The 23,927-nt window shown below is 42.1% G+C and carries 22 protein-coding genes and 2 pseudogenes; 8 read left to right on the top strand and 16 right to left on the bottom strand.

Annotated elements, in window-relative coordinates:
- Positions 1-322 precede the first annotated feature (322 nt).
- The 5 genes and pseudogenes from fahA to NG22_RS03920 form a co-directional block, all read right to left on the bottom strand.
- Positions 323-1,591, bottom strand: a complete 1,269-nt coding sequence (gene fahA / locus NG22_RS03940) for a fumarylacetoacetase (RefSeq protein ID WP_253275647.1) — start codon at positions 1,589-1,591, stop codon at positions 323-325.
- A gap of 43 nt (positions 1,592-1,634) precedes the next feature.
- Positions 1,635-2,759: a 4-hydroxyphenylpyruvate dioxygenase gene (gene hppD, locus NG22_RS03935; RefSeq protein WP_053404516.1), complete on the bottom strand. Its 1,125-nt coding sequence runs from the start codon at positions 2,757-2,759 to the stop codon at positions 1,635-1,637.
- Positions 2,760-2,806: 47 nt separating this feature from the next.
- Positions 2,807-3,962: pseudogene (locus NG22_RS03930) on the bottom strand (homogentisate 1,2-dioxygenase).
- Between the two features lie 127 nt (positions 3,963-4,089).
- Complete coding sequence (locus NG22_RS03925) at positions 4,090-4,743, bottom strand: CoA transferase subunit B (protein WP_053404515.1); 654 nt, start codon at positions 4,741-4,743, stop codon at positions 4,090-4,092.
- A gap of 29 nt (positions 4,744-4,772) precedes the next feature.
- A complete protein-coding gene (locus NG22_RS03920; RefSeq protein WP_053404514.1) occupies positions 4,773-5,462 on the bottom strand; it encodes a CoA transferase subunit A in 690 nt (229 codons plus the stop codon).
- Positions 5,463-5,858: 396 nt separating this feature from the next.
- Here NG22_RS03920 and NG22_RS03915 point away from each other — a divergent pair.
- Positions 5,859-6,446, top strand: a pseudogene (locus tag NG22_RS03915) (phenylalanine-4-hydroxylase); the annotation flags it as partial.
- A 1,154-nt stretch (positions 6,447-7,600) separates the two neighbouring features.
- Here the strand turns inward: NG22_RS03915 and NG22_RS03910 are convergent.
- Complete coding sequence (locus NG22_RS03910; RefSeq protein WP_053404512.1) at positions 7,601-9,289, bottom strand: AAA family ATPase; 1,689 nt, start codon at positions 9,287-9,289, stop codon at positions 7,601-7,603.
- A gap of 291 nt (positions 9,290-9,580) precedes the next feature.
- Positions 9,581-9,910 (bottom strand): hypothetical protein, encoded by a 330-nt coding sequence (locus NG22_RS03905; protein ID WP_053404511.1) that lies wholly within the window; start codon positions 9,908-9,910, stop codon positions 9,581-9,583.
- Between the two features lie 476 nt (positions 9,911-10,386).
- Here NG22_RS03905 and bla point away from each other — a divergent pair, with 476 nt between their 5' ends.
- The 4 genes from bla (at position 10,387) to NG22_RS03885 (ending at position 12,074) form a co-directional block, all read left to right on the top strand.
- Positions 10,387-10,983 carry a metallo-beta-lactamase gene (gene bla / locus NG22_RS03900; protein WP_053404510.1) on the top strand — a complete coding sequence of 199 codons (597 nt, stop codon included), beginning with the start codon at positions 10,387-10,389 and terminating at the stop codon, positions 10,981-10,983.
- Between the two features lie 214 nt (positions 10,984-11,197).
- A complete protein-coding gene (locus NG22_RS03895; protein ID WP_053404509.1) occupies positions 11,198-11,488 on the top strand; it encodes a hypothetical protein in 291 nt (96 codons plus the stop codon).
- Positions 11,489-11,529: 41 nt separating this feature from the next.
- Complete coding sequence (locus NG22_RS03890; RefSeq protein WP_053404508.1) at positions 11,530-11,889, top strand: hypothetical protein; 360 nt, start codon at positions 11,530-11,532, stop codon at positions 11,887-11,889.
- Positions 11,874-12,074 carry a hypothetical protein gene (locus tag NG22_RS03885; protein WP_053404507.1) on the top strand — a complete coding sequence of 67 codons (201 nt, stop codon included), beginning with the start codon at positions 11,874-11,876 and terminating at the stop codon, positions 12,072-12,074. The genes NG22_RS03890 and NG22_RS03885 overlap by 16 nt, the downstream gene beginning before the upstream one ends.
- 66 nt (positions 12,075-12,140) lie before the next feature.
- Here the strand turns inward: NG22_RS03885 and NG22_RS03880 are convergent, their stop codons facing one another.
- The 4 genes from NG22_RS03880 to NG22_RS03865 form a co-directional block, all read right to left on the bottom strand.
- A complete protein-coding gene (locus NG22_RS03880; RefSeq protein WP_172674314.1) occupies positions 12,141-13,919 on the bottom strand; it encodes a GAF domain-containing protein in 1,779 nt (592 codons plus the stop codon).
- 227 nt (positions 13,920-14,146) lie between these two features.
- On the bottom strand, positions 14,147-14,338 hold the full coding sequence (locus tag NG22_RS03875) for a hypothetical protein (RefSeq protein WP_053404505.1): 192 nt from the start codon (positions 14,336-14,338) through the stop codon (positions 14,147-14,149).
- 86 nt (positions 14,339-14,424) lie between these two features.
- The gene (locus NG22_RS03870; protein ID WP_053404504.1) at positions 14,425-14,778 is read right to left on the bottom strand and encodes a carboxypeptidase-like regulatory domain-containing protein; all 354 of its coding nucleotides are present in this window, start codon (positions 14,776-14,778) and stop codon (positions 14,425-14,427) included.
- 315 nt (positions 14,779-15,093) lie between these two features.
- Complete coding sequence (locus NG22_RS03865; RefSeq protein ID WP_053404503.1) at positions 15,094-15,330, bottom strand: hypothetical protein; 237 nt, start codon at positions 15,328-15,330, stop codon at positions 15,094-15,096.
- 266 nt (positions 15,331-15,596) lie between these two features.
- Here NG22_RS03865 and NG22_RS03860 point away from each other — a divergent pair, with 266 nt between their 5' ends.
- Positions 15,597-15,902: a hypothetical protein gene (locus tag NG22_RS03860; protein ID WP_216597589.1), complete on the top strand. Its 306-nt coding sequence runs from the start codon at positions 15,597-15,599 to the stop codon at positions 15,900-15,902.
- 666 nt (positions 15,903-16,568) lie between these two features.
- On the opposite strand, the gene pgk is transcribed toward NG22_RS03860, so the two are convergent.
- A complete protein-coding gene (pgk, locus tag NG22_RS03845) occupies positions 16,569-17,756 on the bottom strand; it encodes a phosphoglycerate kinase (protein ID WP_053404499.1) in 1,188 nt (395 codons plus the stop codon).
- A 54-nt stretch (positions 17,757-17,810) separates the two neighbouring features.
- Entirely contained in the window at positions 17,811-18,773 is a 963-nt protein-coding gene (locus tag NG22_RS03840; RefSeq protein ID WP_053404498.1) for an L-threonylcarbamoyladenylate synthase, read from the bottom strand.
- Between the two features lie 265 nt (positions 18,774-19,038).
- On the opposite strand from NG22_RS03840, the gene NG22_RS03835 reads away from it, so the two are divergent.
- Positions 19,039-19,977: a hypothetical protein gene (locus tag NG22_RS03835; protein WP_053404497.1), complete on the top strand. Its 939-nt coding sequence runs from the start codon at positions 19,039-19,041 to the stop codon at positions 19,975-19,977.
- Positions 19,978-20,178: 201 nt separating this feature from the next.
- On the opposite strand, the gene NG22_RS17330 is transcribed toward NG22_RS03835, so the two are convergent.
- Both NG22_RS17330 and NG22_RS03830 read right to left on the bottom strand, forming a co-directional pair.
- A complete protein-coding gene (locus NG22_RS17330; protein WP_367379240.1) occupies positions 20,179-20,301 on the bottom strand; it encodes a Sua5/YciO/YrdC/YwlC family protein in 123 nt (40 codons plus the stop codon).
- Positions 20,302-20,678: 377 nt separating this feature from the next.
- Positions 20,679-21,911 carry an IS256 family transposase gene (locus tag NG22_RS03830; protein ID WP_053404287.1) on the bottom strand — a complete coding sequence of 411 codons (1,233 nt, stop codon included), beginning with the start codon at positions 21,909-21,911 and terminating at the stop codon, positions 20,679-20,681.
- A 300-nt stretch (positions 21,912-22,211) separates the two neighbouring features.
- On the opposite strand from NG22_RS03830, the gene NG22_RS03825 reads away from it, so the two are divergent.
- The gene (locus tag NG22_RS03825; RefSeq protein WP_157600852.1) at positions 22,212-22,886 is read left to right on the top strand and encodes a hypothetical protein; all 675 of its coding nucleotides are present in this window, start codon (positions 22,212-22,214) and stop codon (positions 22,884-22,886) included.
- Between the two features lie 56 nt (positions 22,887-22,942).
- Here NG22_RS03825 and NG22_RS03820 read toward each other — a convergent pair whose 3' ends face one another.
- Positions 22,943-23,704: a cyclase family protein gene (locus NG22_RS03820; protein ID WP_053404495.1), complete on the bottom strand. Its 762-nt coding sequence runs from the start codon at positions 23,702-23,704 to the stop codon at positions 22,943-22,945.
- Positions 23,705-23,927: the final 223 nt, after the last annotated feature.

Below are 23,927 nucleotides of genomic sequence, written 5' to 3'. Positions count from 1 at the left end.
TTAATGGCTTGGCTTCTCGAACAGGATCAGAACATTCTTTTAAAATAGAAAATATTCCCGAATTTTCCTGCTTTTGCCAATAGACAAATGCGCAATAAAAGATAAGAGCGTGTTTAAAAGCACACCATCCGGCTGCAAATTCGAATTATTGGAAGCGATTTTGGATAATTGCTCAACAATAGCGATGCTATTTGCTCAAAATAATCGGGTATCCCCTCTGCAATAATCAAATTTTCGCTGCGAATTTTGGCTTTTAAACACGCTCTAAAAAAGGAGGCAATCCTCAGAAAGAACTGCCTCTCAACTTATTTTGAATTCAGTATTATTGCTTTGTTGGTGTGACGATCCCTCGAACATGCCCAAAACTTACTTTAATACCATCCTTTTCACAAAATCCTCTTAAGATGACCACATCATCATCCTGCAGATAGGTCCGTTCTTGTCCATCCTGAAAAGTGATGGGCTCCTGCCCGCCTTTGGTTAATTCCAAAAGAGAACCACAGGAATCCGGCGTAGGGCCGGAAATAGTGCCCGAAGCCATGATATCCCCCACATTCACATTACAGCCATTGACTGTTTGATGGGCCAATTGTTGGGAGATGCTCCAATACAAATGCTTCGCATTCGATCTGGAAACAGTTTCCAGTTCGGCATAACGCCCAGGGCGAATCTCCACTGACAGGTTCACATCATAGTGATGATGCCCTCTCTCTTTTAGATAATCCAATACCTCTGGTTCCTGCTTTGGTCCTGCACAACGGAAAGGTTCCAATGCATCCATGGTGATCACCCAGGGCGACATGGAGGAAGCGAAAGATTTCCCTAAAAAGGGACCTAGCGGCTGATATTCCCACTTCTGAATATCTCGGGCAGACCAGTCATTGAACAAAACCATTCCAAAGATATGCTCTCTGGCCTGATCTACAGAAATGCTTTCTCCCATTTTTGTTTTTTTCCCCACCACAAAAGCCATTTCCAGCTCAAAATCCAATGCCCGGCTAGGGGAGAAAATAGGTTGCTCCTCTCCTTTGGGTAAAACCTGTCCTTTCGGACGCATGATTTCACTACCGGAAGTGACAATCGAAGAGGCCCTGCCGTGATAACCCACCGGCATATGTCGCCAATTCGGCATCAGCGGATTATCCGGACGGAACATTTTGCCCACATTGGTAGCGTGCTCCAGGGAAGAATAAAAGTCAGTATAATCACCACATTTAATCGGCGTATGCATTAGCGCCCTTCTTCGGGGCAAGAATACCCGTTCAAAATGAGGTTTTAATGGAGAATCATCATCCGTATCTTTTAAAAGTGAAATTAATATCTGGCGGGTTTTAGTCCAGACATCTCTTCCGCATTCAATAAAATCATTTAAATAAGGGCGGTTGAAAACGGTGGTATCAATTTCCAGCGCTTCCAAAAACTCCAGGCGGGCCAGCATTCTCATGTCAATGATGTATTCACCGATGGCCACCCCTACTCGCCGACTTAGCTCAGGGGTTGAAAAAATACCAAAAGGGAGGTTATGGATGGTATATCCTGATTCGGGATCCACGGGGACCCAGGATTTCATCTTCCGGTAATGTTCTGTCATAGTTCTTTAAAAAAGTAAAAATCGTTGGTTCTATGGTTGTAAATCAAAGTGTCCCTCGGCTAGCCTGCTCTCGCTCAATAGCTTCAAATAAGGCCTTAAAATTCCCTTTCCCGAAAGACTTCGCCCCTTTTCTTTGAATAATCTCAAAAAACAAGGTAGGACGAGGCTCAATAGGTTTGGTGAAAATCTGCAAAAGATATCCCTCTTCATCACGATCGACCAAAATACCCAACTCTTTCAAAGGTTCCAAATCTTCCTCAATTTTCCCCACACGTTGGAGCAAATCCTCGTAATATGTAGTCGGTACCCTTAAAAATTCGACCCCTCTGTCACGTAAAGCAGTCACGGTTTCAATGATATTGTCAGTCGCTACGGCAATATGTTGCACTCCACTCCCTCCGTAGAAATCGAGGTATTCTTCAATTTGAGATTTTTTCTTTCCTTCCGCCGGCTCATTGATCGGGAATTTGATACGACCATTTCCATTAGACATCACCTTACTCATGAGAGCGGTATAATCCGTGGAAATATCCTTATCATCAAAAGAAACCAGCTGACTGAACCCCATCACATTGGCATAAAAATCCACCCAGGTATTCATCTGATTCCAGCCCACATTCCCCACCATATGATCCACATATTTCAAACCAATATCTGTAGGTTGATAATGCGGATTCCAGGACTCAAATCCCGGAAGGAAAATACCCTTATAATCTTTTCGTTCCACAAAAATATGCACCGTCTCCCCATAAGTATGTATTCCTGAACGCACCACCCGGCCGTGATCATCCTGCTCCACCACCGGCTCCATATAAGATTTCGCTCCTCTTTTGGTCGTTTCTTCCCAGGATTTCCGGGCATCATCCACCCATAAGGCCACCACCTTTACTCCATCACCATGCTGATCAATATGTTTTCCAATTTCGGTTCCCCCTTTTAGTGGGCTGGTCAGGACTAATCTAATTTTGTCTTGTTGCAGGACGTAAGAAGCAGATTCCTTACTCCCTGTTTCCAGCCCTCTGCGGGCAATAGGCTGAAAGCCAAAGGCGGTTTGGTAATAATGAGCCGCCTGGGTGGCATTTCCCACATAAATTTCAATATAATCTGTTCCCTGAATGGGAAGAAAATCCTCCACAGCGGTGGGAACATTTTTTGGTTCGGTATTCATGATTTTAAAAAAATTGCGTTTTGTTCTATTGTTTGTTTAATCGGATCTTATTCCAACCAGGATTTATAATAATCTTCATCCTCCAGCTCCAGGGCGGTATCGGTCAGCTGTAGCGGACGGAAAGGGTCAATCATCACCGCAAACTCTTCCGTACCTTTTTTCCCAAGGCTCCTTTCCATCGCCCCGGATGCGGCCCATGAGGAATACCCCCCGGATGCAGGGTAATATAGCCCTGATCGATATCATTCCGGCTCATAAAGTCGCCTTCAACATAATAGAGGACCTCATCCGAATCAATATTACTATGATTATAAGGGGCAGGTACTGCCTGCGGATGATAATCATAAAGCCTCGGACAGAAAGAGCAGACCACAAAATTTCTCCCTTCGAACGTCTGATGCACCGGAGGTGGCTGATGAATACGGCCGGTTATGGGCTCAAAATTGTGAATATTAAAAGCATAAGGGAAAAGATAACCATCCCAACCGACCACATCAAAAGGATGAGTAGCATACACCACTTCATGCAAAAGCCCTTCCTTTTTGATTTTAATGGTAAAAGCCCCTTTTTCCTCTTTTGGCGCCATAAAAGTGGGCAATTTCAAATCTCTCTCACAATAAGGAGAGGACTCTAAAAACTGACCAAATTCATTACGATAACGTTTGGGCGCATAAATCGGAGAATGTGATTCGAGTATCAACAGGCGGTTTTCAGGGCTATCAAATTGAATCTGATAGATCATTCCCGCGGAATAATCAAATAATCTCCATATTCAAAAGAGATTTCCCCCATCAGCGTTTTCAGTACTCCACTGCCTTTATGGACAAAGATCATTTCATCGGCATCCGCATTCTTATAGAAATATTCCTCCATAGAGGATAGCGGAGCCGCTAAAGCAATGGACAGATCATTATTAAGCAGCATCACTTTTCTACTGTCCAGAAAATCATGTTCGGGAGGTAATCGAAAACCTACTAACTTTCGGGGTTCAATATTATGCTGCACCGCTACTTTCGGCCGAATATCCATACTTTCTCCAATGGCTGAAATCTGCGTGGGCCTGTGCATATGGTACAGCAGGGACGACATGCCCGAAAAGCCTTCGGTCCCAAAAAGCTGTTCATAATAATATCCCCCGCTGGCTTTTTCAAAAGTGGTGTGCCGCTTTTGAGGGATTTTCCCAAGTTTGTGATATAGTGGCATTTCCTCTGTTGTTTGTTCACACCTCCAGAATTAGGGGTTCCGGAAATGTTGGTTGATTGTTTTATCTGTTTTAAAATCTGTCGACAAAAACATCCGCCGACAGTTAGATTTAAACGTGCGTTTTATATTATAACTGCATTTCGGGAATTTCTCCCTCCACAATTAACTGTCCTTCGGTAGCAGCCTGTATTTCTTCTACACTCACACCAGGGGCTCGCTCTAAAAGCTTAAAGCCCTGATGGCTTACCTCCAAAAAGGCCAGATTGGTAACAATTTTCTTCACACAATTCACTCCGGTAATCGGCAAACTGCATTTTTTCAATAATTTGGATTCGCCGGCTTTATTGGTGTGCATCATGGCCACAATAATATTCTCCGCCGAAGCCACCAAATCCATGGCGCCTCCCATTCCTTTTACCATTTTACCAGGAATCTTCCAGTTGGCAATGTCGCCGTTTTCGGAAACCTCCATGGCCCCCAGAACTGTCAAGTCCACATGTCCTCCACGAATCATGGCAAAACTGGTGGCAGAATCAAAAAAGGCGGATCCCGGCAAAGTGGTAATCGTTTGTTTGCCGGCATTGATCACATCGGCATCCACTGCCTGCTCCTCGGGAAAGGGTCCCATTCCTAATAAGCCATTTTCTGATTGCAGGGTCACCTTGATGCCCTCCGGAATATAATTGGCCACCAACGTCGGAATCCCAATCCCCAGGTTGACATAATAGCCGTCCTGTAATTCCTGCGCAATCCGTTGTGCTATACCATATTTATCAAGCATGATTTTCTAATTTGATGGAACAATTTTTACTAACGAGTGGTGCGTTTTTCGATGCGCTTTTCATAAGCCTCCCCCTGAAAAATGCGTTGCACAAAGATTCCCGCTGTATGAACATGGTTCGGATCCAGCGCTCCTGCCGGCACCAGTTCCTCCACTTCCGCTACCGTAATCTTTCCCGCCATCGCCATAGGCGGGTTAAAGTTTCTTGCCGTTCCTTTAAAAATCAAATTCCCATCAGTATCCCCTTTCCAGGCCTTCACCAAAGCAAAATCAGCCGTTAATGCATATTCTAAAATATGCGCTTTCCCATTAAACCATCGGACTTCCTTTCGATCCTGCACTTCGGTTCCATAACCAGCCGGCGTGAAAAAAGCCGGAATACCTGCGCCTCCGGCCCGGCATCTTTCCGCCAAAGAGCCTTGTGGAATAAGCTCTACTTCCAATTCGCCGCTTAATAATTGTCTTTCGAATTCCGCATTTTCTCCTACATAGGAGGAAATCATCTTCCTGACCTGTCTTTGCTGAAGCATCAGGCCGATACCGAAGTCATCCACTCCGGCATTATTAGAGATACAGGTTAAATTCCGGACACCTTTGGCTACCAATGCGGCAATTCCATTTTCCGGAATACCACAGAGACCAAAGCCTCCCAGCATAAGGGTCATGCCATCCTGCACATCCTGCAGTGCGGTGGTGGCATCATCAAAAACTTTGTTCATGGGCTATATTTGGGTTTATGCGTTTGATCGCTTTTGTTAATTTAATGAAATTTAAATAAATTATAATAAATCGGTTCGATTTTATGTTTTTAGAAAATTGAAGTCCTTTTTTGAGTCCTCTTTTTTAATTTCAATAATTTTACCTGTCTCCGAATTTAGGAAACTGGCCTATTATTGCATACGTAGAAAGACGGCTCAAAGCCCGGATTCGTAAATAACAACAAACAACAAGACCCAAAATGCAGCAACAGTATGACCAATATACCGCGGAAGACCACCGCGTGTGGCAGATCCTTTTTGAGGAGCAGCTGGAACAGATCCCCAACTGGCTTGTAAGGAATATATTAAGGCCCTCGATTTAATTGGCTTTGAAGCCGAACGCATCCCCGCTTCACCGACTTAAATCAAAGACTGGGAGATTCGACTGGTTGGGAAATTCATGTGGTGGCAGGCTTAATTCCCGTAGAAGAATTCTTTCAGCTTCTTAGTGAAAAAAAATTCCCCGCCTCCACCTGGCTCCGGCGGATGGATCAGTTAAAATACATTGAGGAGCCTGATATGTTTCATGATATTTTTGGACATATTCCCCTACTCATTCTGCCGGAATATTCTGATTTCATTCAGGCCTATGCGAAAATGGCCCTGAAATATACCCATAACGAGAAAGCCACCGCCCTGCTTCAGAGATTGTATTGGTTCACCGTGGAGTTTGGTCTGATTTACCAAGCGGGGAAAGCAAAAATTTACGGTGCCGGCATCATCTCCTCCCCGCAGGAATCCCGATTTTCGGTAAGTGATGCATCCAAAAAAATCCCCTTTGATATTGATGTCATATTTAACAACCCCTTCCGAAAAGATGATATTCAAAATGAATATTATGTGATCGACCAATTGTCGGACCTGGCGGATTGCATCCCCACCGTAGAACAACATCTACAAAACCTCATTCAGAAAGGATTAGGGGATGTAAAACCGGTGAGGTAAAGACGGATAACGCTTATTAATGTCTCAGCAGAATCTTTCAATTGATTAATCTTCTGCTGAGCCTTTAGCCACAAGAGGGGGATTTAAGCGGATTAATCAGGCTTAAATCCCCATTTAGCTGTAGGGCGGGAAATAGGAAGAAATTCATTATTTCGAGTTTTTCCCGAGGATTCAGAGGAATGAGAAGGAAGCTAGCTCACCTAAATTCGGGCGATCAAAAAATCAATCGACACGAATGCAATGGACTTATCATAAATAAGTTAAAGCGATTTACTATACACGGCTTTTTCATAAAACTACAAATGGGCAAATTATAGGAATGATCTAGTTCCCAATGGGGGTCTATTTGATTTGAGCGCTTGTTTATGAGTTAGCTCACTACCTTTTACAGTATTGACATTATGATATAAAATCTTCCACATCAACCCTCCGGCCTTGATCAATGGGCGGATAGACAATGGTTCTGCTGGCGACAAGAAGGCATCACAGCGACATTTCCGCAATACTTTACCAGTCTCGCGTACTCTGCAAATGTCGCCTTGATGGATTCCGTCAGCAGGTTCTTTGTCCCGCCGACAGGGATCACAGCCTTGATTTTTTGTTTCGTTTTTTATCAAGAAAAAATGAAAAAGAAACGATTAATTGTTCAATAATAGGTGTTGAATGACTGATATCGGTATTTAGGGCCTGCGCAACTGCGCACCGGGCTCACGGCGGTCGCTTTTTTTGGGGACCGCTACCCTGATAATTACAAAAGTCACCCCTCCAAAAAAGAGCTCCACAACCGGCTAACGCCTCCGCCTCCATCCCTGGCCCAAGGGTTCCGCGCTGCTAAATTCACCCAAAAGCCCACACTGTATAAAATAATCCTCCCCGGAAAACCGGCAACAGAAAAAAAACTAATACTTCAAGGGCCTGATTGTAAACTACACAAAAAGGCCGTGCTAAACTTCAAAATTCCAATTTCGCAGATAAACTTATAGTGAGATATAAATTAAATAAATGAGAAGCTTAAGCCGGATTATTCATGCTTAACTACTCTGCAAGGCAGAAAAAATAAAGGAATAGTGCTCTATTTCATTTTTTTCCAAGGAAGCAGAGGAAAGCAAGCTCGCCCAAATTTGGGCTAATACCTGGAAAAACTACTGCGTCAATCAAAATGCACAAGCCGCCTGCTTCCCGTCAAAAGCAATGCCCATGCACATAATATCGGTTTTTCCATGACCGTTTAATTCAGCCACATACTGCTGCTCATGAATCTGCTCCAGAGCGGATTGTGCCAGTTCTTCCAGGCTTTCGGGATCATCAAGCGTCTTCTTTTTGAATTCCAACACCCAACCTTTTGAGTTATTCGGATCTTTAGGGTAAATGATCAGGTCTGCCCTACCTAAACCACTTTCCCGATTAGATTTAACATGAAACTCCTGACTCAAATGCGCCATCAGTCCCAGCATAAAAGCATGGTAGATTTTTTCAGGCAAAAAGCCTTTGGTACCGATATCGAAAAAACTAAAGGAGTGCAATAAATATCTTTTCAAGGCATCTGCAAAAGTTTTGGGCTTTTGCTGCAGCAAGGCCATCAACAATTCATTGTCCGTTACCTTCTCACTCGCTTTCAGATATCTTGCCAACATCGTTTCATACATGATGCGAATCTCCTCATTGGGTACCCGAAGTTTATATTCCAGTCGGCCCGGATCCAGCGCAGTACCGTCCGTGGTGAGATAACCACTAAATATCAATAATCCTAAAACTACTTTGGAGTCGCCGCTGTATAAATCTTCAAAAATGGTAAAGTCCGACAGTCGGGCACGCACGGATGTACCCTGCAACAAATCAAAAAGCAACTCCTGTGTAGGCGCATCAATTTTGGGCAAAGTCTCCTGAATCAGCTTGTTGGAGGAAGTATTCACCCAATAGGGTTTGAGCCCTTCCTCATGGCGGGAGACAAAATTCAGGATAGACCATGGATTGTAGATTTTCTCAACCTGACCAAAAGTATATCCATTGTACCAATCGGCTACATTTTGGCGATCTGTCCCATAACCCGCATCATCTAACAATTGATTGACCTCTGGCTGTGTAAGCCCGAACTTATCCGCAAACTCGTAATCCAAAATAGAATAAGTCGCCAGATTATTTAAACCGGAAAAGATATCCTCTTTCGCAACACGCAGAATGCCGGTAATCACCCCTTTGGTAATGAGATCTTTGTCTTTAAACCCGGCAGATAGAAAATTCCGCATGAAACCGACCATCTCCGGCAAGTAGCCATATTCGAAAGCCGCATGTATGGGCGCATCGTATTCATCGATCAGGAGGATGGGAGGAATGCCGTGGTGTTTCGCCAACATTTTACTGATCTCCCGTAAATAATCCTCGAGATCAAAAATATCCACCGCTCCTTTTCGGAAGTTCAACAAATATTCCTTATCAAATTCATCCAATTGATCAGAGGTAAACAAATAGCCATATTTTCTGACCACATCCCTCCCTAATTCTTTCTTCAATTTGGACACGGCAAGCTCAAAAGTCCCCATCTTCAAATCCTTAAACGTCAGAAAAATCACCGGATATTTTCCCTGATGCTTCCATTCCTCCGACTGCTCAATGGCCAAGCCGGAAAACAATTCCCGATACTCCTCTGCATGATCAATATCGAAAAAATAACTCAGCATGCTCATATTGAGCGTCTTCCCAAAACGGCGCGGACGCGGTAATAAAACGGCTTTAGTTTTATTCTTATGCAATAACTCCTCGATAAAAAGGGTTTTATCCACATAATACGCGTTTGCGTTAATGATCTCCTGAAAATCTGATACGCCGATGGCTAAGTCTTTCATGCTTTCCTTGATTTAATGCAAGTTAAGCATTTTCCTCAAGGGATAAAAAATGGTGACCCGCTGTTGTCGATCGCTATTTTGTAGGTTTTGATTTTGTTTTTGTTGGATTTGTTTGAAGCGCGATGCTTCGAACAGAGGGGTAAGTGAAATTTGCTGAACAAATAATCCTTCTCTGATCTTAGTGTTACCGTATAACTTTCGAGCACCGAAAACCAACCACCAAATTTCGTGGACTGGGTCGTAGTCGCCGCGCTACATCCCTACAAGACTTTGAAGTTCAGCAGGCGAAGACTACGACCAGTGGGGGAAATCTCCCTGATAGCCAAATCGGCTTTTGTGCTTAGCATCTAAGTCCCTGGCCATTTGCAGACCAAAGGGGTAATAAACCCGCCACTGGTCATGAACCATGCTTTCGCCATTGCAAAAGGCGTGGGCACGAACGGGGCCTAAATGGTCTTTATACTCAAAGACATTGGTGCTATTATTTCCGGTGATGTCATCCACAAAGCGAATTCCTAAAGGGCCACTTCCATACAAAGGAATTTCCTTTTGATTTTTATTACCATCGTAATTGGCCACAATATTTCCGGAGGTGTAATCTCCAACCGAAAAGGGTACCATTAAAAGTAAAATAAATAGGCTAAAAGCCCATGGTTGTTTTCAATAAAATATGCCTGTTGTGTAAGATTCATTGTCTCTCTTAATCGATAAGACTCCCCATCCATTGAGCTAAATCGAACAAGCCCAACTTCTAAAAGCAACCACAAATTTCATCACGGCAACCGCGAAACATCACTACAAAGGATCATGGTCTCGCATCCGAAAAAATGATAAAACAGCTAAGAGTGTACAATGCGAAACCCTTAAGACCAATCCCTGCAATTAACCTCTTTGAGAAGCAACCACCTCCTGACGTTGTAACTACTCTTAGCCAGAGGGTTACCTGCCAACCTAATTTCTTTCGGCTATGCTAATTTTTATCTATTACAAACTCATCTGTATTTTCTTCTTAAAATCTGGAGAAATTAGTTCTTTCTCCCCGCCTTTGGTGGTTAATTGCATTCCACTTATTATAAAAATCAATACCTACCACTCCTATGCGTACTTTTGCGACTTTCCTACTTTTGCTTTTTTTCGGCCTTCCCGCTTTTACGCAAAATATTAAAATCAGCGATCATGTGTTTTTGAGTCCTATCAATGAACATACTTATATACATGTCAGCTTTCATGAATTTGAAGGTTTTGGAAGGGTGGCCTCGAATGGACTTTTGGTGATAAAAAACGGCAAGGCCCTGTTGGTGGATACTCCTGCTGACGAACCGACCACTATTGAGTTATACGACTATATTACCTCTGAATTAAATGCTCAGGTCACGACATTGATCATCGGGCATTACCATGCAGATTGTATGGCGGGCATGCCCTACCTGCAAGGGAAAGGAGTCGAGACCATTAGCGGAAGCAAAACAAGTTCTATTTGTAAAAACACTGGAAAAGCCCAAAGTCAGCGAAAATTCAAAAAGGCCTTGAATTTCGATTTTGAAGGCAGCAAGGTGAACTGCCGCTATTTGGGTGGTGGCCATACCGAAGATAATATTGTGGTTTACCTTCCGGAGGAAAAAATCCTTTTCGGGGCTGTCTGGTTAAAAGTATGGCATCACAAAATATGGGCAATACCGAAGATGCAAATTTAAAAGCCTGGCCGGAAACCCTAAAAAAGGTAGAAAAGACCTTTCCCATGGCAAAAATAGTCATTCCCGGACATGGTCGAAGCGGAGGAATGGATTTGATATTGCATAGTTTGGACCTACTGAAGAATCACAAAAAATAATCTTTTTCATCAGTATTTTTAAGCGAATAAAACCAGAGATTTGCTTGCATATTCATACTATTTTTAAACTGATACTCATGATTAAGCGCCATATCTCTTTTTTATTTTTATGCTTAACTTTTTCAGCCTGTACAGGTGAGGAAAATTTGGCTATTGACCAGCAAGATGCATTGATAACGGAGTTTCAGACTGCCGTTGAACAATTCCGATTAAATACTACGGATTGCGAACAGATTCAACAGCTTCTGGAGACCAGCAAAAAGTTAGAGGATCATCCTGTATTTTTAGAACTTTTAAAGGAGCAAGACTTATCCAAGGACTCCTTTTTTGAATTAGGAGCTTTAGTAAAAGCAAAAAACTGTTCTTAAAAGTCGCGTCATTTGACGTTTTGTTTTAATAAATTGAGGCTATGTTCTATAAGATAAAATACATTAGCCTCTTTTTATTCCTGTGGGCTTGTCAGGAGTCCTTCTCGCTATTGCCGGAAGAAATTAAAACTTATGGCGAACTGACGGATTGGCTGTGCGAACATGAATCCATAGAAAAAACAAGGAATGCGACAAAGGTTCGTATCTATCGGGATCCTTGTAACATTAATGGCTGCATCCTACGAATTGAAATACAACTGGACTATGAACAACAGACCTGGCTTTATAAAGGCACTCCTTTAACTGAAGAGTCGCTTCGAAAAATCGCCCTACTCCATTATCGTAACTTTGGACGCAGCCCCGATATGCGGAAAGTCCCGAGGAAGTGGTATTTCGTCTGAAGGCCCCATCCAATACACCTATCCCGGAGATAGAAAAAATCATCATTGAAATTGCCCAACTTTATGAGTCGATTTCCAAAACAGAGCACCCTATTCCTGAAGAAAGTTTAAACCTGGGAGAATGGTCAGATTATCGGGTACCGATCCGCTTGGCGGTCATGCAAGAAGCGCCTATTAAGAAATAATCTTTCCCAAAAGAATTTTATCAACTCCTTTTTCCTCCGGCCATAGCAGTCAGCATAACATCCATTTTAAGCCATAGATTCTGCATCCTCTGCTTGTCTGCGCAACTGCTCCTGTGTCGCCATCATTTCCTCCATATTCTGCCTTAACTCCTCCTCTTGTGCTCTCAATTGCTCTTCCTGCTCCTGAGAGGCTTTCAGTAAATCCTCCGTATATCTTGCATTTTGATACATGAATAAAGTGGAAGCCATTTGTGTACAAACCCTGTCCATCATGGTTTTTACCTTTTCCGGCATCTGCTGAAAAGAAGCAAATTCAATAATGCCCACAACCTGTTCATTAAATTCCATTGGCAGAATAATGATGTGACCCGGAGTTGCTTCCCCCAAACCGGAAGTAATGTTAACATATTGAGCCGGAACATCCGTCAATTCAGTGATTTCATTTTCTAACCAAACCTGACCAATCAACCCTTCGCCGGGAAGGATCTTATTGGAAATGTGCTTTAACCTCCCATAGGCATAAGTTGCATGTAATTGCATTATTGGATGCTCCTCCCCCTCCTTCAGGTAAATGCAGGACTGATTGGCTCCAATATAACGACAAATTTTAGATAATAATTCAGGTAATTTACCGAGTATATCAGATTGATTTTGTAATAAAAAGGCAGATACCTCATTAACGCCCTGGTTAATCCACAAACGCTCCTGTTGCTCCGCATCTAAGGTACGCAATTGATTAGCCATCTGAATCAAGGAAGCGCCCAGATCATCTGCCTCTCCTCTGACAGCAAACTCTTGATGAAAATCGCCCTCTTCAATACCCTTAGTAAAGCCCGTAATATCCACCATGGATTTCCTTAAATCCTCATAGCTCTTCCACAAAGTAGAAAACTCCTGAAAACGATGATTTCTGTCGTTAGTAAAACTAACATCGCCTACCGCCAATGCCTCAAAAGCCTGCCCAATTAAGGGAATATTAGCCGTCACCTGACGAAAAATAAAAACATAAAACAGAACCACTAATAGTAATGCTGCCAATACGAAAGCCACCATCAAAAAAGTAGACCGATATACCGAGGCCATCATATGTTTTTCATTCATCACATTCAGTATTATCCAACCCGTATTCAGCACCTCTTTGACGCCTGCATGATAAGCTATATGATTTGATTTAAATGAATAAAGCCCATTTTTTACTTCTAACAATTCATCCGCAACTTCTGCTAACCCTTCCTGCTGGCTGATCAATTCTGTCTTGAATGGTGAATCCGGGTTGGCAATTCGCTTTTTACCTTTTGAGGTTAAAAGCATCACCTCCCCCTCCTCCATCGGACGAAATTGATATAAATATTCTTTTATTCCATGCCAGGGAGCATTTATCCCTACGACTCCCAGCAATTTCCCATTATGAGTAATTTTCAAATCATAGCGAATAATCAACTCATTTTTATCCTGATAAGAGGTCAACACCCGGAACATCCCTTCATTTTGGGAGGACAAAAAGGCATTCAACCATTTTGGCGTTTTTCTTAAGTCATTGATCTCCTCTCCCAAAAAGTCTTCATCGGTATGTCTCCATTTAGTTTCGGCATCATAAACCGACACTTGAGCGTAGCCAAGGGCCTCCTGATAGGCAATCATTATACTGCTCCAATCTTCCGCTGAAAAGCTCCTGTTTTTTAATAAAGCCTCTCTTATTAAATAGTCATTGGCGATCACCTTAGCCGATTGTTGAATTTCTTCAAAGTGATCCGCTACCTTATTGGACAAAATATCCCCAGACTGATTTAATTTTTGAAATACCCGCTCTTCCAGGGCCGATTGATAATTATACCTATAGGACAAAAAAGAAACTAATACCAAAATTCCACCAAGGAGTATCAGCGAGGAAAATAATAAAAATCGAAAAATTGTTTGTTGTTGATGTTGGGTCTTCATAGCTTAATTAAAAGCCCAATACTATCATTTTTCTACGCTTCATTCAATAGCAAAAAAACAGTTCTTGATATGGCAATATATTACCAAAACAAAATACATATCCCATTTCGAAACCACCACAAGCCAACTAACCTCTATTTAACAGACACATAACCAATGGTAGGGACATCCAAAGACAATAAATCGGAAACCGATAACGGTGACAAAGTTCCCGTCAGATTCCAATAGATTTCTTTTGGAAGAAAGAAAGCATTTGACGGACCTATGAAGTATGACTCCTCTCCCATAATCTTATTGAGCCCATCAAACACAGGAATAGTCCTCATATATAGCTTTTAATATTAACCCAAATGATGGAGGTCTACCATAATGGTCGACTTTTTTTAGCCTTATTTTTTCTTCTGAAGACTTTCTATCTTCTTCTAAACAAGTTACCGAAACGTTGAAAAACATTTCGCTTTCCAGTGATTACTTCTACTTCTCCCAACACGCAAATCTCGGGTTCCAGGAGCACTTCAACCTTTGTAGTGTGGGACTTTATTCTCAGTTCCACATTTTTGTACCCCACAAAGCTAAACTCCAGCACATTTATGTGCTCGCCCCCTATAATCAACTCTATTTCAAATTCCCCCTCACGATCTGAAAAAACTCCCACAGATGCTCCTTTCTGGTGAATATTCACTCCATACAGCGCTCCCTCAGCATCACTAACCACTCCCCTGACCAAAACTTTTTCCTGCTGTTTCGGCTTTTTGCCGGATTGCACCTGCTTAACCCGAATAATTCACCGCTAAATTTATTAACTAAGTGCAAGCGACTTATTTTCAGCTCTTTAATGTTTGTTTTCTTTAATTTATAATAGCCCAAATTTGGGCAAACTTGCTTTCTCCTCATTCATCTGTTTCGTTGGAAAAAACTTGAAATAAGAAACTATTCCTTTATTTTTTCCGCCTTACAGCTAAACGAGGATTTATGCCTGAATAATCCGGGTTAAACTCCGCCCGTTCACTTGTGGGAATATGCACATTTGTAGTTGCTGTGACAGAAGGCCTCAAACTCAAAAAGCCCATAAGGCTTAACATTAAGGCCGATAGCCGAAATTTACTCGGGATTTCAAATCCACACCCAGCTGATCAAGACGGTATTTCGCACAAAGGGAGGCTCCATTTTCCAGCTTCTCCATCAATTGCCGGTTCGACAAATGCGTAAAGTCATAAATTTCCTTTTGGCACTTTTTACAGTACCTCCCCTTTTCTGTGGGCGTCATTTGTTCCCATTTTTCAGCGCAGGCTTTTGGTATATGGATTTTATATTGCATATAATCAGTTTATTCCTTCTCAAAACACAAAATTCTAAGGAACAATAATAAGCCGGAGTGGCTTCAATCCAATTTCTAAAAACGCTTGAAAAGAACCCTTCAAGATAAATTAATTAGCCACCAAACACCCCAGACCATCTCCCTGATAACAACCTAATACACAGAAAGATCAATATTAGCTTTATAACTATTTATATATAAAATTTGAATTTTTATTTTCACTTCCTATTTTCGTATAGATTTTTTTAATCAGCAACCTATTTTTAATGACAATGAAAAAGATGATGCTATTGGCTGCATTCTCAGCAGCTGTATTATTCACTTCCTGTAGCAAAGACAAAGAAGAGGAAGTTTCATGCGATGCCTCAATGGCCAAATTAGAAGCTTTAGCAGAAGAAATGATAGATTCAGAAGATTTCGGATGTGATGAAATCACGGAAATGGTTTCTATCACTAAGAACTTAAGAAGCTGTCCTGAATTTGAAGCACAACTAGAAGCTGAAGGTATGGATTATGATACTTACATCGCTTCGCTTGAAGCCATGAAAACCTTAATGTGCCTGGAATTTTAATAGTGAACACAATAGCGTGTTTAAAAACCAAAATTCGAAGGGAAATTCTGAAATATTCAGAAGCGGTATAGAATTATTTTGAGAGAATAGCATCGCTATTGTTGAAAAATTACACAAAACCACTTCCAATAATTCTAATTTGCAGCCGGAGGTGAGCTATTAAACACCCTCTAAAGGCCTTCCGATAAAGAAGGCTTTTTTTATTCCTTTTAATCTCAGCGTAATCAGAACGCACACTATCAAATGCACATCCCTGATTGGGCAAAAACATCCCCCCAAAAGTCCATTTTTATCAAAAGCTTCCGGCGCCTTGTCAGCGAAACAAAGATCGTCCGACTCCACCAGCTTCCCCATTAACTAAGCCGGATTATTTATACTTAAATCCTCGTATAGCTGTAAGGAGGAAAAAATGAAGGAATAGTTTCCTATTTCGAGTTTCTCTGAGGAAGCAGGTGAATAAGGAGAAGCCAAGCTTACCCAATTTTGGGTTACTGAAAAACAGCCAAGCCAGTCGGAACAAAATGATAAAAAATCATTTATACCAAACTACCAGAACTATTGTTGAAAAATTGGATTTAAAAAAAGTCAAAAAAAAACAGCAGAGTGACCACCCTGCTGTCTTATATTCATATCGAAATCCGAAGATTTCTACTGTTTGTGCTTGAATTAGTCTTCCAAAGCAGCGATACCCGGCAATACTTTACCTTCCATCATTTCCAACATTGCACCACCACCAGTAGAGATGTAAGAAACGCGGTCTCCGAAACCTAGTGTGTTCACTGCAGCTGCAGAGTCACCACCACCGATCAAAGAGAAAGCACCTGCCTCAGTAGCTTCAGCAACAGCGTTAGCGATTGCTACAGTACCTTTAGCGAAGTTATCGAACTCAGAAACACCCATTGGGCCATTCCAAAGAACAGTTTTAGAAGCTTTTACTACGTCAGCGAATTCAACTGCTGCCTTAGGACCGATATCCAATCCCATGTGACCATCAGGAATCGCCATATTGTCTACTTCGATACAAACGCCATCGTTAGAGAAACCAGTGTTCGCCAATGAATCTACTGGCAACAACATTTTCACACCTTTAGCTTTTGCTTTTTCGATCAGGCTCAATGCCAATTCTAATTTATCTTCCTCGCATAGTGAAGAACCGATAGTTCCACCCATTGCTTTGAAGAAAGTGTAAGCCATACCACCACCAACGATGATGTTATCACAAACGTCGATCATTTTTTCGATGATCAAGATTTTATCAGAAACCTTCGCACCACCCATGATCGCAGTTACAGGCTTCTCTCCTTCTTCCAAGATTTTGCGAGAAGCTTCGATCTCACGACCCATAGTGTAACCCGCTACTTTATCCGCAACGAATTTAGCAATAACAGCAGTAGAAGCGTGCGCACGGTGCGCAGTACCGAAGGCATCCATCACCCATACATCACCACGAGATGCCAATTTCTGAGCAAATGCTTCGTCACCTTTTTTCTCTTCTTTGTAGAAACGAAGGTTATCCAACAACATTACTTCACCTGCTTGTAGGTTAGCTGCCATTTCATCAGCTTCAGCACCGATACAGTCACCACCGAATTTTACATCGATACCCAATTTCTCAGACAAGTCAGCAACGATGTGCTTCAAAGAAAATTTATCTTCGAAACCATCTTTTGGACGACCCATATGGGACATCAAGATCGCAGAACCGCCATCTTTAACGATTTTTTGTACGGTAGGAACTACAGCGTTGATACGAGTGTAATCACGTACAGTTAAATCTTCGTTCAATGGAACGTTCAAGTCAACACGAACAACGGCTTTTTTGCCAGCGAAGTTGAAATTGTCTACTGTTTTCATAGTGTTATTTTCAAATTTGGTACTCACAGTGAGCACCGATTTATGTTTCCTTATTTATCCTTTGGCTGCCGAACGCTTCAGACGGTCGTTAATACCCCGTCCTAAGCCTTCATCAGGCACCAAAGTCGTAATTATTAAATCCAGATTTTGACCATCCAGATAGCGTAAACCCATAAACAGACGGGTGGCGGCTTCATTCAGATCACCTCTGACCGAAAGCACGAATTGATCCTCTGCAGGGATATTTTCCAGACCATAATCAAAGCCCAAAACACCCACTTTTTTACCTGCATATTGCTGGGCCATCGCTTTCAATTCCTCCCCTAAAATTACAGGACAGGAAGGAGCATAATGACTCTTCAACATGCCAGGGGCTGCCGGATTGGAAGAACTATGAGCATTGATCTTTACCGGACCAACAACATCCTCAATTTCCTCTACAGACAAACCTCCAAGGCGGTAAATGATCGCCTCATCGTTTTCGAACCCAATAATAGTGGATTCAATCCCGACTTCACTATGACCTCCGTCAATGATATAATTTATTTTTTCCCCTAATTGATCATTGACATGAGCGGCAGTGGTTGGGGAGATGTAACCAAAAGGATTGGCCGAAGGCGCTGCCAATGGAAAATCCAACTGTTCTAAAAGACTCAGGGTCAATTCATGATCGGGAATACGCACCCCTACTCTTCCGAGTCCGCTCACAGTAAGATCCGGAACCACCGGCGCTCGATCCAAAAGCATGGTCATAGGACCCGGCCAAAATTTTTCCGCCAGGGCGTAAGCTTTCTTTGGAATGTTAGTAGTGAAACTTTCCACCTTTTCCATGGAGTTGGTGTGGCAAATCAATGGATCGAAGGAGGGACGATTCTTGGCTTCAAAAATCTTTGCGGCGGCCTTTGCATTTAAACCATTGGCTGCGAGCCCATATACGGTCTCTGTGGGGATTGCCACTAACTCCCCTGCTTCCAATAATGCCTTAGCCTGCTGAATGTCCTGTCCTATTTCTGCCATTGTATTATTTTAATTTCGGGGCAAAGGTAAAAGTTTTTTGGAATGGAAAAAATTTAAGATAAAACAGACACATCTGCTTCCGCCGCCACCCGGAGGATATTTTTATTCACATGAATAATTGATATTTAAACATTTTTAATAAAAAAATATATTTATTCAACTATTAAAAAATCTTATATTGCGGCCTTACCTACTTATAGCTATAGCGATGAACCGTCCATTTATTTTTTTCTTAGCGCTCTTGTTATTTCTTACAACTTCATTAATGGCGCAGGATGTCCTATATTCCAAGACCGGACATACCTTAAACTGTGAAATCATCAAAATTGACCAAGACACCATTCACCTAATAGCCAGGGGACAAGAAACCGTAGCCCCTCTACAGAACCTCAATTCCTTTTTATACAAAGGCAAGCTCTTTGACTTACAGTCTGCATCTGTACAGGAAATCATGATGGAATTGGAAGTCTACAAAAAATCCAGTCAAGTTGATAATCCATTAAAAACGGCAATGCGCCAATATCCTGCTTTCTGGGTAAACCGTAACCGACAGATCATTCCTGCAGAAAGAATAGAATTTAAAGATCCATTAATTGGCCGAAATAAACTGTATATCGATGGCAATCGCCTGGATTCCGACGAGGTATTATTTTATGGGGAGTACAATCAAATATATGCCAACGAATCTCTTACAGGTAGCCGGGCTCAACACCGGTACTTGGAATTGGTGAAACTCGGTAAAATCAATATTTTTGAAAAGGAAGTAGCCGACTATGCTCCTTCAGCCCCAACCATGGGACCCAACGGTCAAATGATGGGAGGAGGAACGATGTACATGGGTCGGAGGAAAGTACAATACTTTAATCAGGGGCTTGGGCCTATACAGCCCGTCAAATCGATCAACCTCCTAAGCGTAATGGAAGATGACCCCGAAGCCTTAGGCCACCTAAAAAAATACCGCTCCAATAATACGCTAACCATTCTGATCAATACCCTTGGGGCCGGAGTAATGCTCGCCTCCTTTCTCTCAGACACGGGCACCTCCTCAAATGGAGGGACCCCAAGTCAAGGTGAATCTGTTGATGTAAAAATTCCGGCAGGTGTGTTTATCGGTGCTGGTTTGATCGCGGTGGGCTGGACCTTCCAAATCGGGAATTCCAAAAATATTGATAAAGCGGTTGATACTTATAACGCCGGCTATTAAATTCTCAGTGACCGCTAATTTCAAATCAATAACGGTCTTTTCATTTTATAGCAATTTCAAAAACGCCAATGCCATTACCGGAACGGCTGAAGCCACTCGCAATTTTCAATGGTATCATCTCCTCCACCCTTCTGGTTTTGGGGGAATAATTTAAAGGGGAAGCAGAAAAGTCGAATTAGCCATTTGGCTTTACAATGAGCCTTATATTAAATCTTCACTTTTATATGCTTTCGCATTTAAACCATTAGCTGCGAGCCCATACATGGTCTCCGTGGGGATTGCCACTAACTCCCCCGCTTCTAATAATGCCTTAGCCTGCTGAATATCCTGTCCTATTTCTGCGATTGTATTATTTTAATTTCGGGGCAAAGGAAAAAGATTTTTGGAATGGAAAAAATTTAAGATAAAACAGGCACATCTACTTCCTCCGACACCCGAAGGATGTTTTTATTCTCTTGAATAATTGATATTTAAACATTTTTAATAAAAAAATATATTTTATTCACTATAATTTATATAGATATTTAGACTCAACCTACTTACACTAATCACCTTGAAGCTAAAAACCGCTATCCTATTATTGCTTTCATTCATTGCTCAATCCGGCTTTTCTCAAGACAAGCTATTCTTTTTCAATGAAGAAAGTATATCCTGCAAAATTTTATGAGCTATGCCCAAAAGTGGTGTTCAGGAGGTCGAAGTTAAGCGGCTTGTTTGATCTCTTCGCCGTCTTTAAATTTAACTTCTCTGATTACTTTTTCAATGGTTTTATAGCCCCGTATTCGATTCCAGTTTTTCTCCGCACACATGCCGAGTTTGAATATCATATGGAGCATTCCGTCCCGATCCAGGCAACCCTTTGATCGCTTCGTACGATGTCTGATCGTCCCAAAAGCGGACTCTATCGGGTTCGTGGTTCGGATGCTTTGCCAATGTTCGGCGGGAAAGTCGTAAAAATTCAGCAATTCATCACGGTCTTTTTGTAAACAAATTGTAGCTTTTGGATACTTTGCTTCATAAGTGTCTATGAATAAGTTGAATGCTTTATCTGCTTCGTCTTTGGTTTCGGCCATCCATATTTGATGGATTTTGTCCTTAGCCTTTTGTTGAGCCGATTTGGGTAAGCAATTCAAAACATTGCCGGTTTTATGCATCCAGCAGCGTTGCGCCTTTGTTTTAGGGAATTCTTCCTCCAGTGCTGCCCAAAAGCCCAGAGCACCATCGCCAACCGCTAGTTTAGGAGCATTCATACCGCGGTGCTTCAATTCGAGTAATACCTCTTTCCAGCTTTGTTTAGACTCCCTGACCCCATCTTCTATGGCTAAAAAATGCTTCCTTCCCTGACCGTCAACTCCAATAACGACCAACGCACAAAGTTTATCATCTTCTTTCCTCAGGCCACTGTAGATGCCATCAACCCAAATGTAAGCCCACTCTCTATCTTCTAAAGAGGCTTTTCGCCAGACATCGTATTCCTTGCCCCACTCTGTTTTTAAACGGGAAATAGTGCTAGAAGACAAACCGCTGGCTCCGGGGCCTAAGAGGGCCTCTAAGGCATCATTCATTTCTCCCGTTGAAATACCCTTGAGGTAAAGCCAGGGTATCGCAGCCTCCAGTGATTTCGATTTTCGAACATATGGCGGAACCAGAACCGATTGGAATGAAACCGGGGCTCCTGTTTTGGAACGAATCTTTGGAACTCTGACCGTTACCGGGCCAATACCTGTCTGAACTTCTCGTTCCGGCAAATGACCGTTTCGGACTACTGCGGCTTTTCCATCATCAGTTTTAAGGTCGCGGAATTGCTTTAAATATTCCTCCAACTCCGCCTCAACCGCAAGGCGTATGATTTCTTTGGCTCCCGCTCGAATAGTTTCAGTTAATAGATCGTGAGTTGCTTCTGTAATAGGTGGGATTTGATTAATTTCGCTCATGGTGGCAAATTTTTGGTTAGTTTTTTATTCGCATTTAAATCAACCAATTTTGCCGCTATTTTTCAACCCCCAAACACCAGTTTCGGGCATAACTCAATTTTATCTATTCAAATTGAAGAAATCCTAATTCAAAAAGCGGATGAGGAGTTATTTATTTCCACTGAAGATCTAATTGCCATCACTTATAAAGGTGAATACATTGATCTTCGATTCACTTCCGTAAGTGATATCTTAAACAGCAGTAGAAAACGAAGCTTGAAAGAAAAAAAAGAACCCTCATTTCCTGACAAAAAAGATAATATGCGGGCATTTTGGGTAAATCGGGAACTTCAAGTCATCAAAGCCCATAGGATTTCTTTAGAAAAACCCGTATTGGGCAAAAGAAAACTGTTTATAGACGGGAAAGAGCGCAGTTCAAATGAGGTAATATTTTATGGTCATTTTAATGAAATATTCGCCAATGAATTACTCATCGGGAATTCTGGTAATCACCGATATCTTAAAATGACCAAATCTGGAAAAATAAACGTTTTCACAAAGGAGGTAAATGCGCACACAGCTCCAAACTACAATCCACACACAGGAATGTGGACCGGAGGCACAGTGGTGAATAAAACTAAGGTGAAGTATTTTAATCATGGTTTTGAGCCTTTACTAAAAGCCAATTACTCCAACCTAAAGAAAGAAATGCAGAGTGATCCCGCCGCCCTACAACCTCTAAAAAAATACCAAGCCAATAATATAGCAACAATCGTGATCAACACCCTCGGTGCTGGTATCATGATTGCCTCTGGACTTTCGAACATGGACACCTCCACGGATGGTAGCGTCCCGAGTCAGGGAGAATCTGTTGATGTAAAAATTCCCGCCGGTGTGTTTATCGGTGCTGGCATGATCGCGGTGGGCTGGACCTTCCAAATCGGGAACTATAAAAATATAGATCGGGCCATTGACACCTATAACGCCGGATATTAAAACCTCAAAGCAGCTACTTACAAATGAGTAGCTGCCCTTCCTCCAGTCTAAGCCTCCTACAAAAACGCCACTACCCTTGCCGGCGCAGCCGAAGCCCCGACAATTTTCAAGGGAAAAACGCCTACCTTAAATCCAGAAAGTGGGAGTGCATCAAGATTCACCAGCTGCTCCATATGCCAATATTCTTGCTGCTGTCCCACTAAATGAGCTTCCCAGAATAACTGATCATTCTGATCCTGCTTGGCCTTTTTGATCTGATATTTTAGGGGGATATCCCAACCCCAACTATCAATGCCCATCACCTTTACGCCCGCCTCAATCAAAAATCGGGTCGCTTCAGCAGACATGCCCGTACCCCTATGTGGGTAATCTTTCGTCCCGATCAATTTGTCCCTCCCCGTTTTAATCAGAACAATCATTCCGGGCTTCAATTCCAAATCGTTTTCCGTCAAAAAACTTTGAATATCCGCTGCTGTAATAGGATCAAAATCTGGCTTATGGCACATGTCGATCACCAGGCCTTCCCCATGGCAAATATCCAAAGGAATCTGTTCAATGGTTTTGGCTTTCTCGCCATTCAGGCTTGGCGTGTAATGCCAGGGCGCATCAATATGCGTAGTGGCATGTACCCCCATTTTTTCTATGGTATCATCGGCCCAGCCTACAAAGCTTTTGGGAAATAATTTAAAAGGCAAGCCAAAAAGCCGAATCAGCCACTTGGCTTTATGATGAGGCTTATGTTTAATCTTCACCTTCATGAACCATGGGTCATCCGGATACTCTTTGATCGGTTTAGTGAGGTCGACTATCTGCTGCATGATTATTGAAATAAAAAACGAAATAACAGAAAGAGCGAGATAAACAAAAATCAACAAACATTGAAATAAATTAACTGCGAAAACTAAAAGCCCTGCATCAGTACCTTAATTGATAACACTCACACAAACCCAATCTTATTTTAAACTAATATTAAGTTTTATTTCTGACCATTCTATCCAAAAAACAACATTTCATCTCCCCAGATTGTCTCAAGCGTGATTT

This window comes from Persicobacter sp. CCB-QB2 (assembly GCF_001274635.1).
Taxonomy (GTDB): domain Bacteria; phylum Bacteroidota; class Bacteroidia; order Cytophagales; family Cyclobacteriaceae; genus Persicobacter; species Persicobacter diffluens.
This window is presented reverse-complemented; position numbering and strand designations above follow the sequence as displayed.

What these genes read in the sequence shown, in the direction of transcription:
- NG22_RS03905 (WP_053404511.1), bottom strand. Translation starts at nt 9,910, where the DNA reads ATGGTACCCTTTTCGGTTGGAGATTACACCTCCGGAAATATTGTGGCC.
- NG22_RS03875 (WP_053404505.1), bottom strand. Translation starts at nt 14,338, where the DNA reads ATGAGGACTATTCCTGTGTTTGATGGGCTCAATAAGATTATGGGAGAG.
- NG22_RS03820 (WP_053404495.1), bottom strand. Translation starts at nt 23,704, where the DNA reads ATGCAGCAGATAGTCGACCTCACTAAACCGATCAAAGAGTATCCGGAT.
- NG22_RS03910 (WP_053404512.1), bottom strand. Translation starts at nt 9,289, where the DNA reads ATGAAAGACTTAGCCATCGGCGTATCAGATTTTCAGGAGATCATTAAC.
- NG22_RS03865 (WP_053404503.1), bottom strand. Translation starts at nt 15,330, where the DNA reads ATGCAATATAAAATCCATATACCAAAAGCCTGCGCTGAAAAATGGGAA.
- NG22_RS03860 (WP_216597589.1), top strand. Translation starts at nt 15,597, where the DNA reads ATGACAATGAAAAAGATGATGCTATTGGCTGCATTCTCAGCAGCTGTA.
- pgk (WP_053404499.1), bottom strand. Translation starts at nt 17,756, where the DNA reads ATGAAAACAGTAGACAATTTCAACTTCGCTGGCAAAAAAGCCGTTGTT.
- NG22_RS03895 (WP_053404509.1), top strand. Translation starts at nt 11,198, where the DNA reads ATGATTAAGCGCCATATCTCTTTTTTATTTTTATGCTTAACTTTTTCA.
- NG22_RS03840 (WP_053404498.1), bottom strand. Translation starts at nt 18,773, where the DNA reads ATGGCAGAAATAGGACAGGACATTCAGCAGGCTAAGGCATTATTGGAA.
- fahA (WP_253275647.1), bottom strand. Translation starts at nt 1,591, where the DNA reads ATGACAGAACATTACCGGAAGATGAAATCCTGGGTCCCCGTGGATCCC.
- NG22_RS03835 (WP_053404497.1), top strand. Translation starts at nt 19,039, where the DNA reads ATGGCGCAGGATGTCCTATATTCCAAGACCGGACATACCTTAAACTGT.
- NG22_RS03920 (WP_053404514.1), bottom strand. Translation starts at nt 5,462, where the DNA reads ATGAACAAAGTTTTTGATGATGCCACCACCGCACTGCAGGATGTGCAG.
- hppD (WP_053404516.1), bottom strand. Translation starts at nt 2,759, where the DNA reads ATGAATACCGAACCAAAAAATGTTCCCACCGCTGTGGAGGATTTTCTT.
- NG22_RS03825 (WP_157600852.1), top strand. Translation starts at nt 22,212, where the DNA reads ATGCGGGCATTTTGGGTAAATCGGGAACTTCAAGTCATCAAAGCCCAT.
- NG22_RS03890 (WP_053404508.1), top strand. Translation starts at nt 11,530, where the DNA reads ATGTTCTATAAGATAAAATACATTAGCCTCTTTTTATTCCTGTGGGCT.
- NG22_RS03925 (WP_053404515.1), bottom strand. Translation starts at nt 4,743, where the DNA reads ATGCTTGATAAATATGGTATAGCACAACGGATTGCGCAGGAATTACAG.
- bla (WP_053404510.1), top strand. Translation starts at nt 10,387, where the DNA reads ATGCGTACTTTTGCGACTTTCCTACTTTTGCTTTTTTTCGGCCTTCCC.
- NG22_RS03830 (WP_053404287.1), bottom strand. Translation starts at nt 21,911, where the DNA reads ATGAGCGAAATTAATCAAATCCCACCTATTACAGAAGCAACTCACGAT.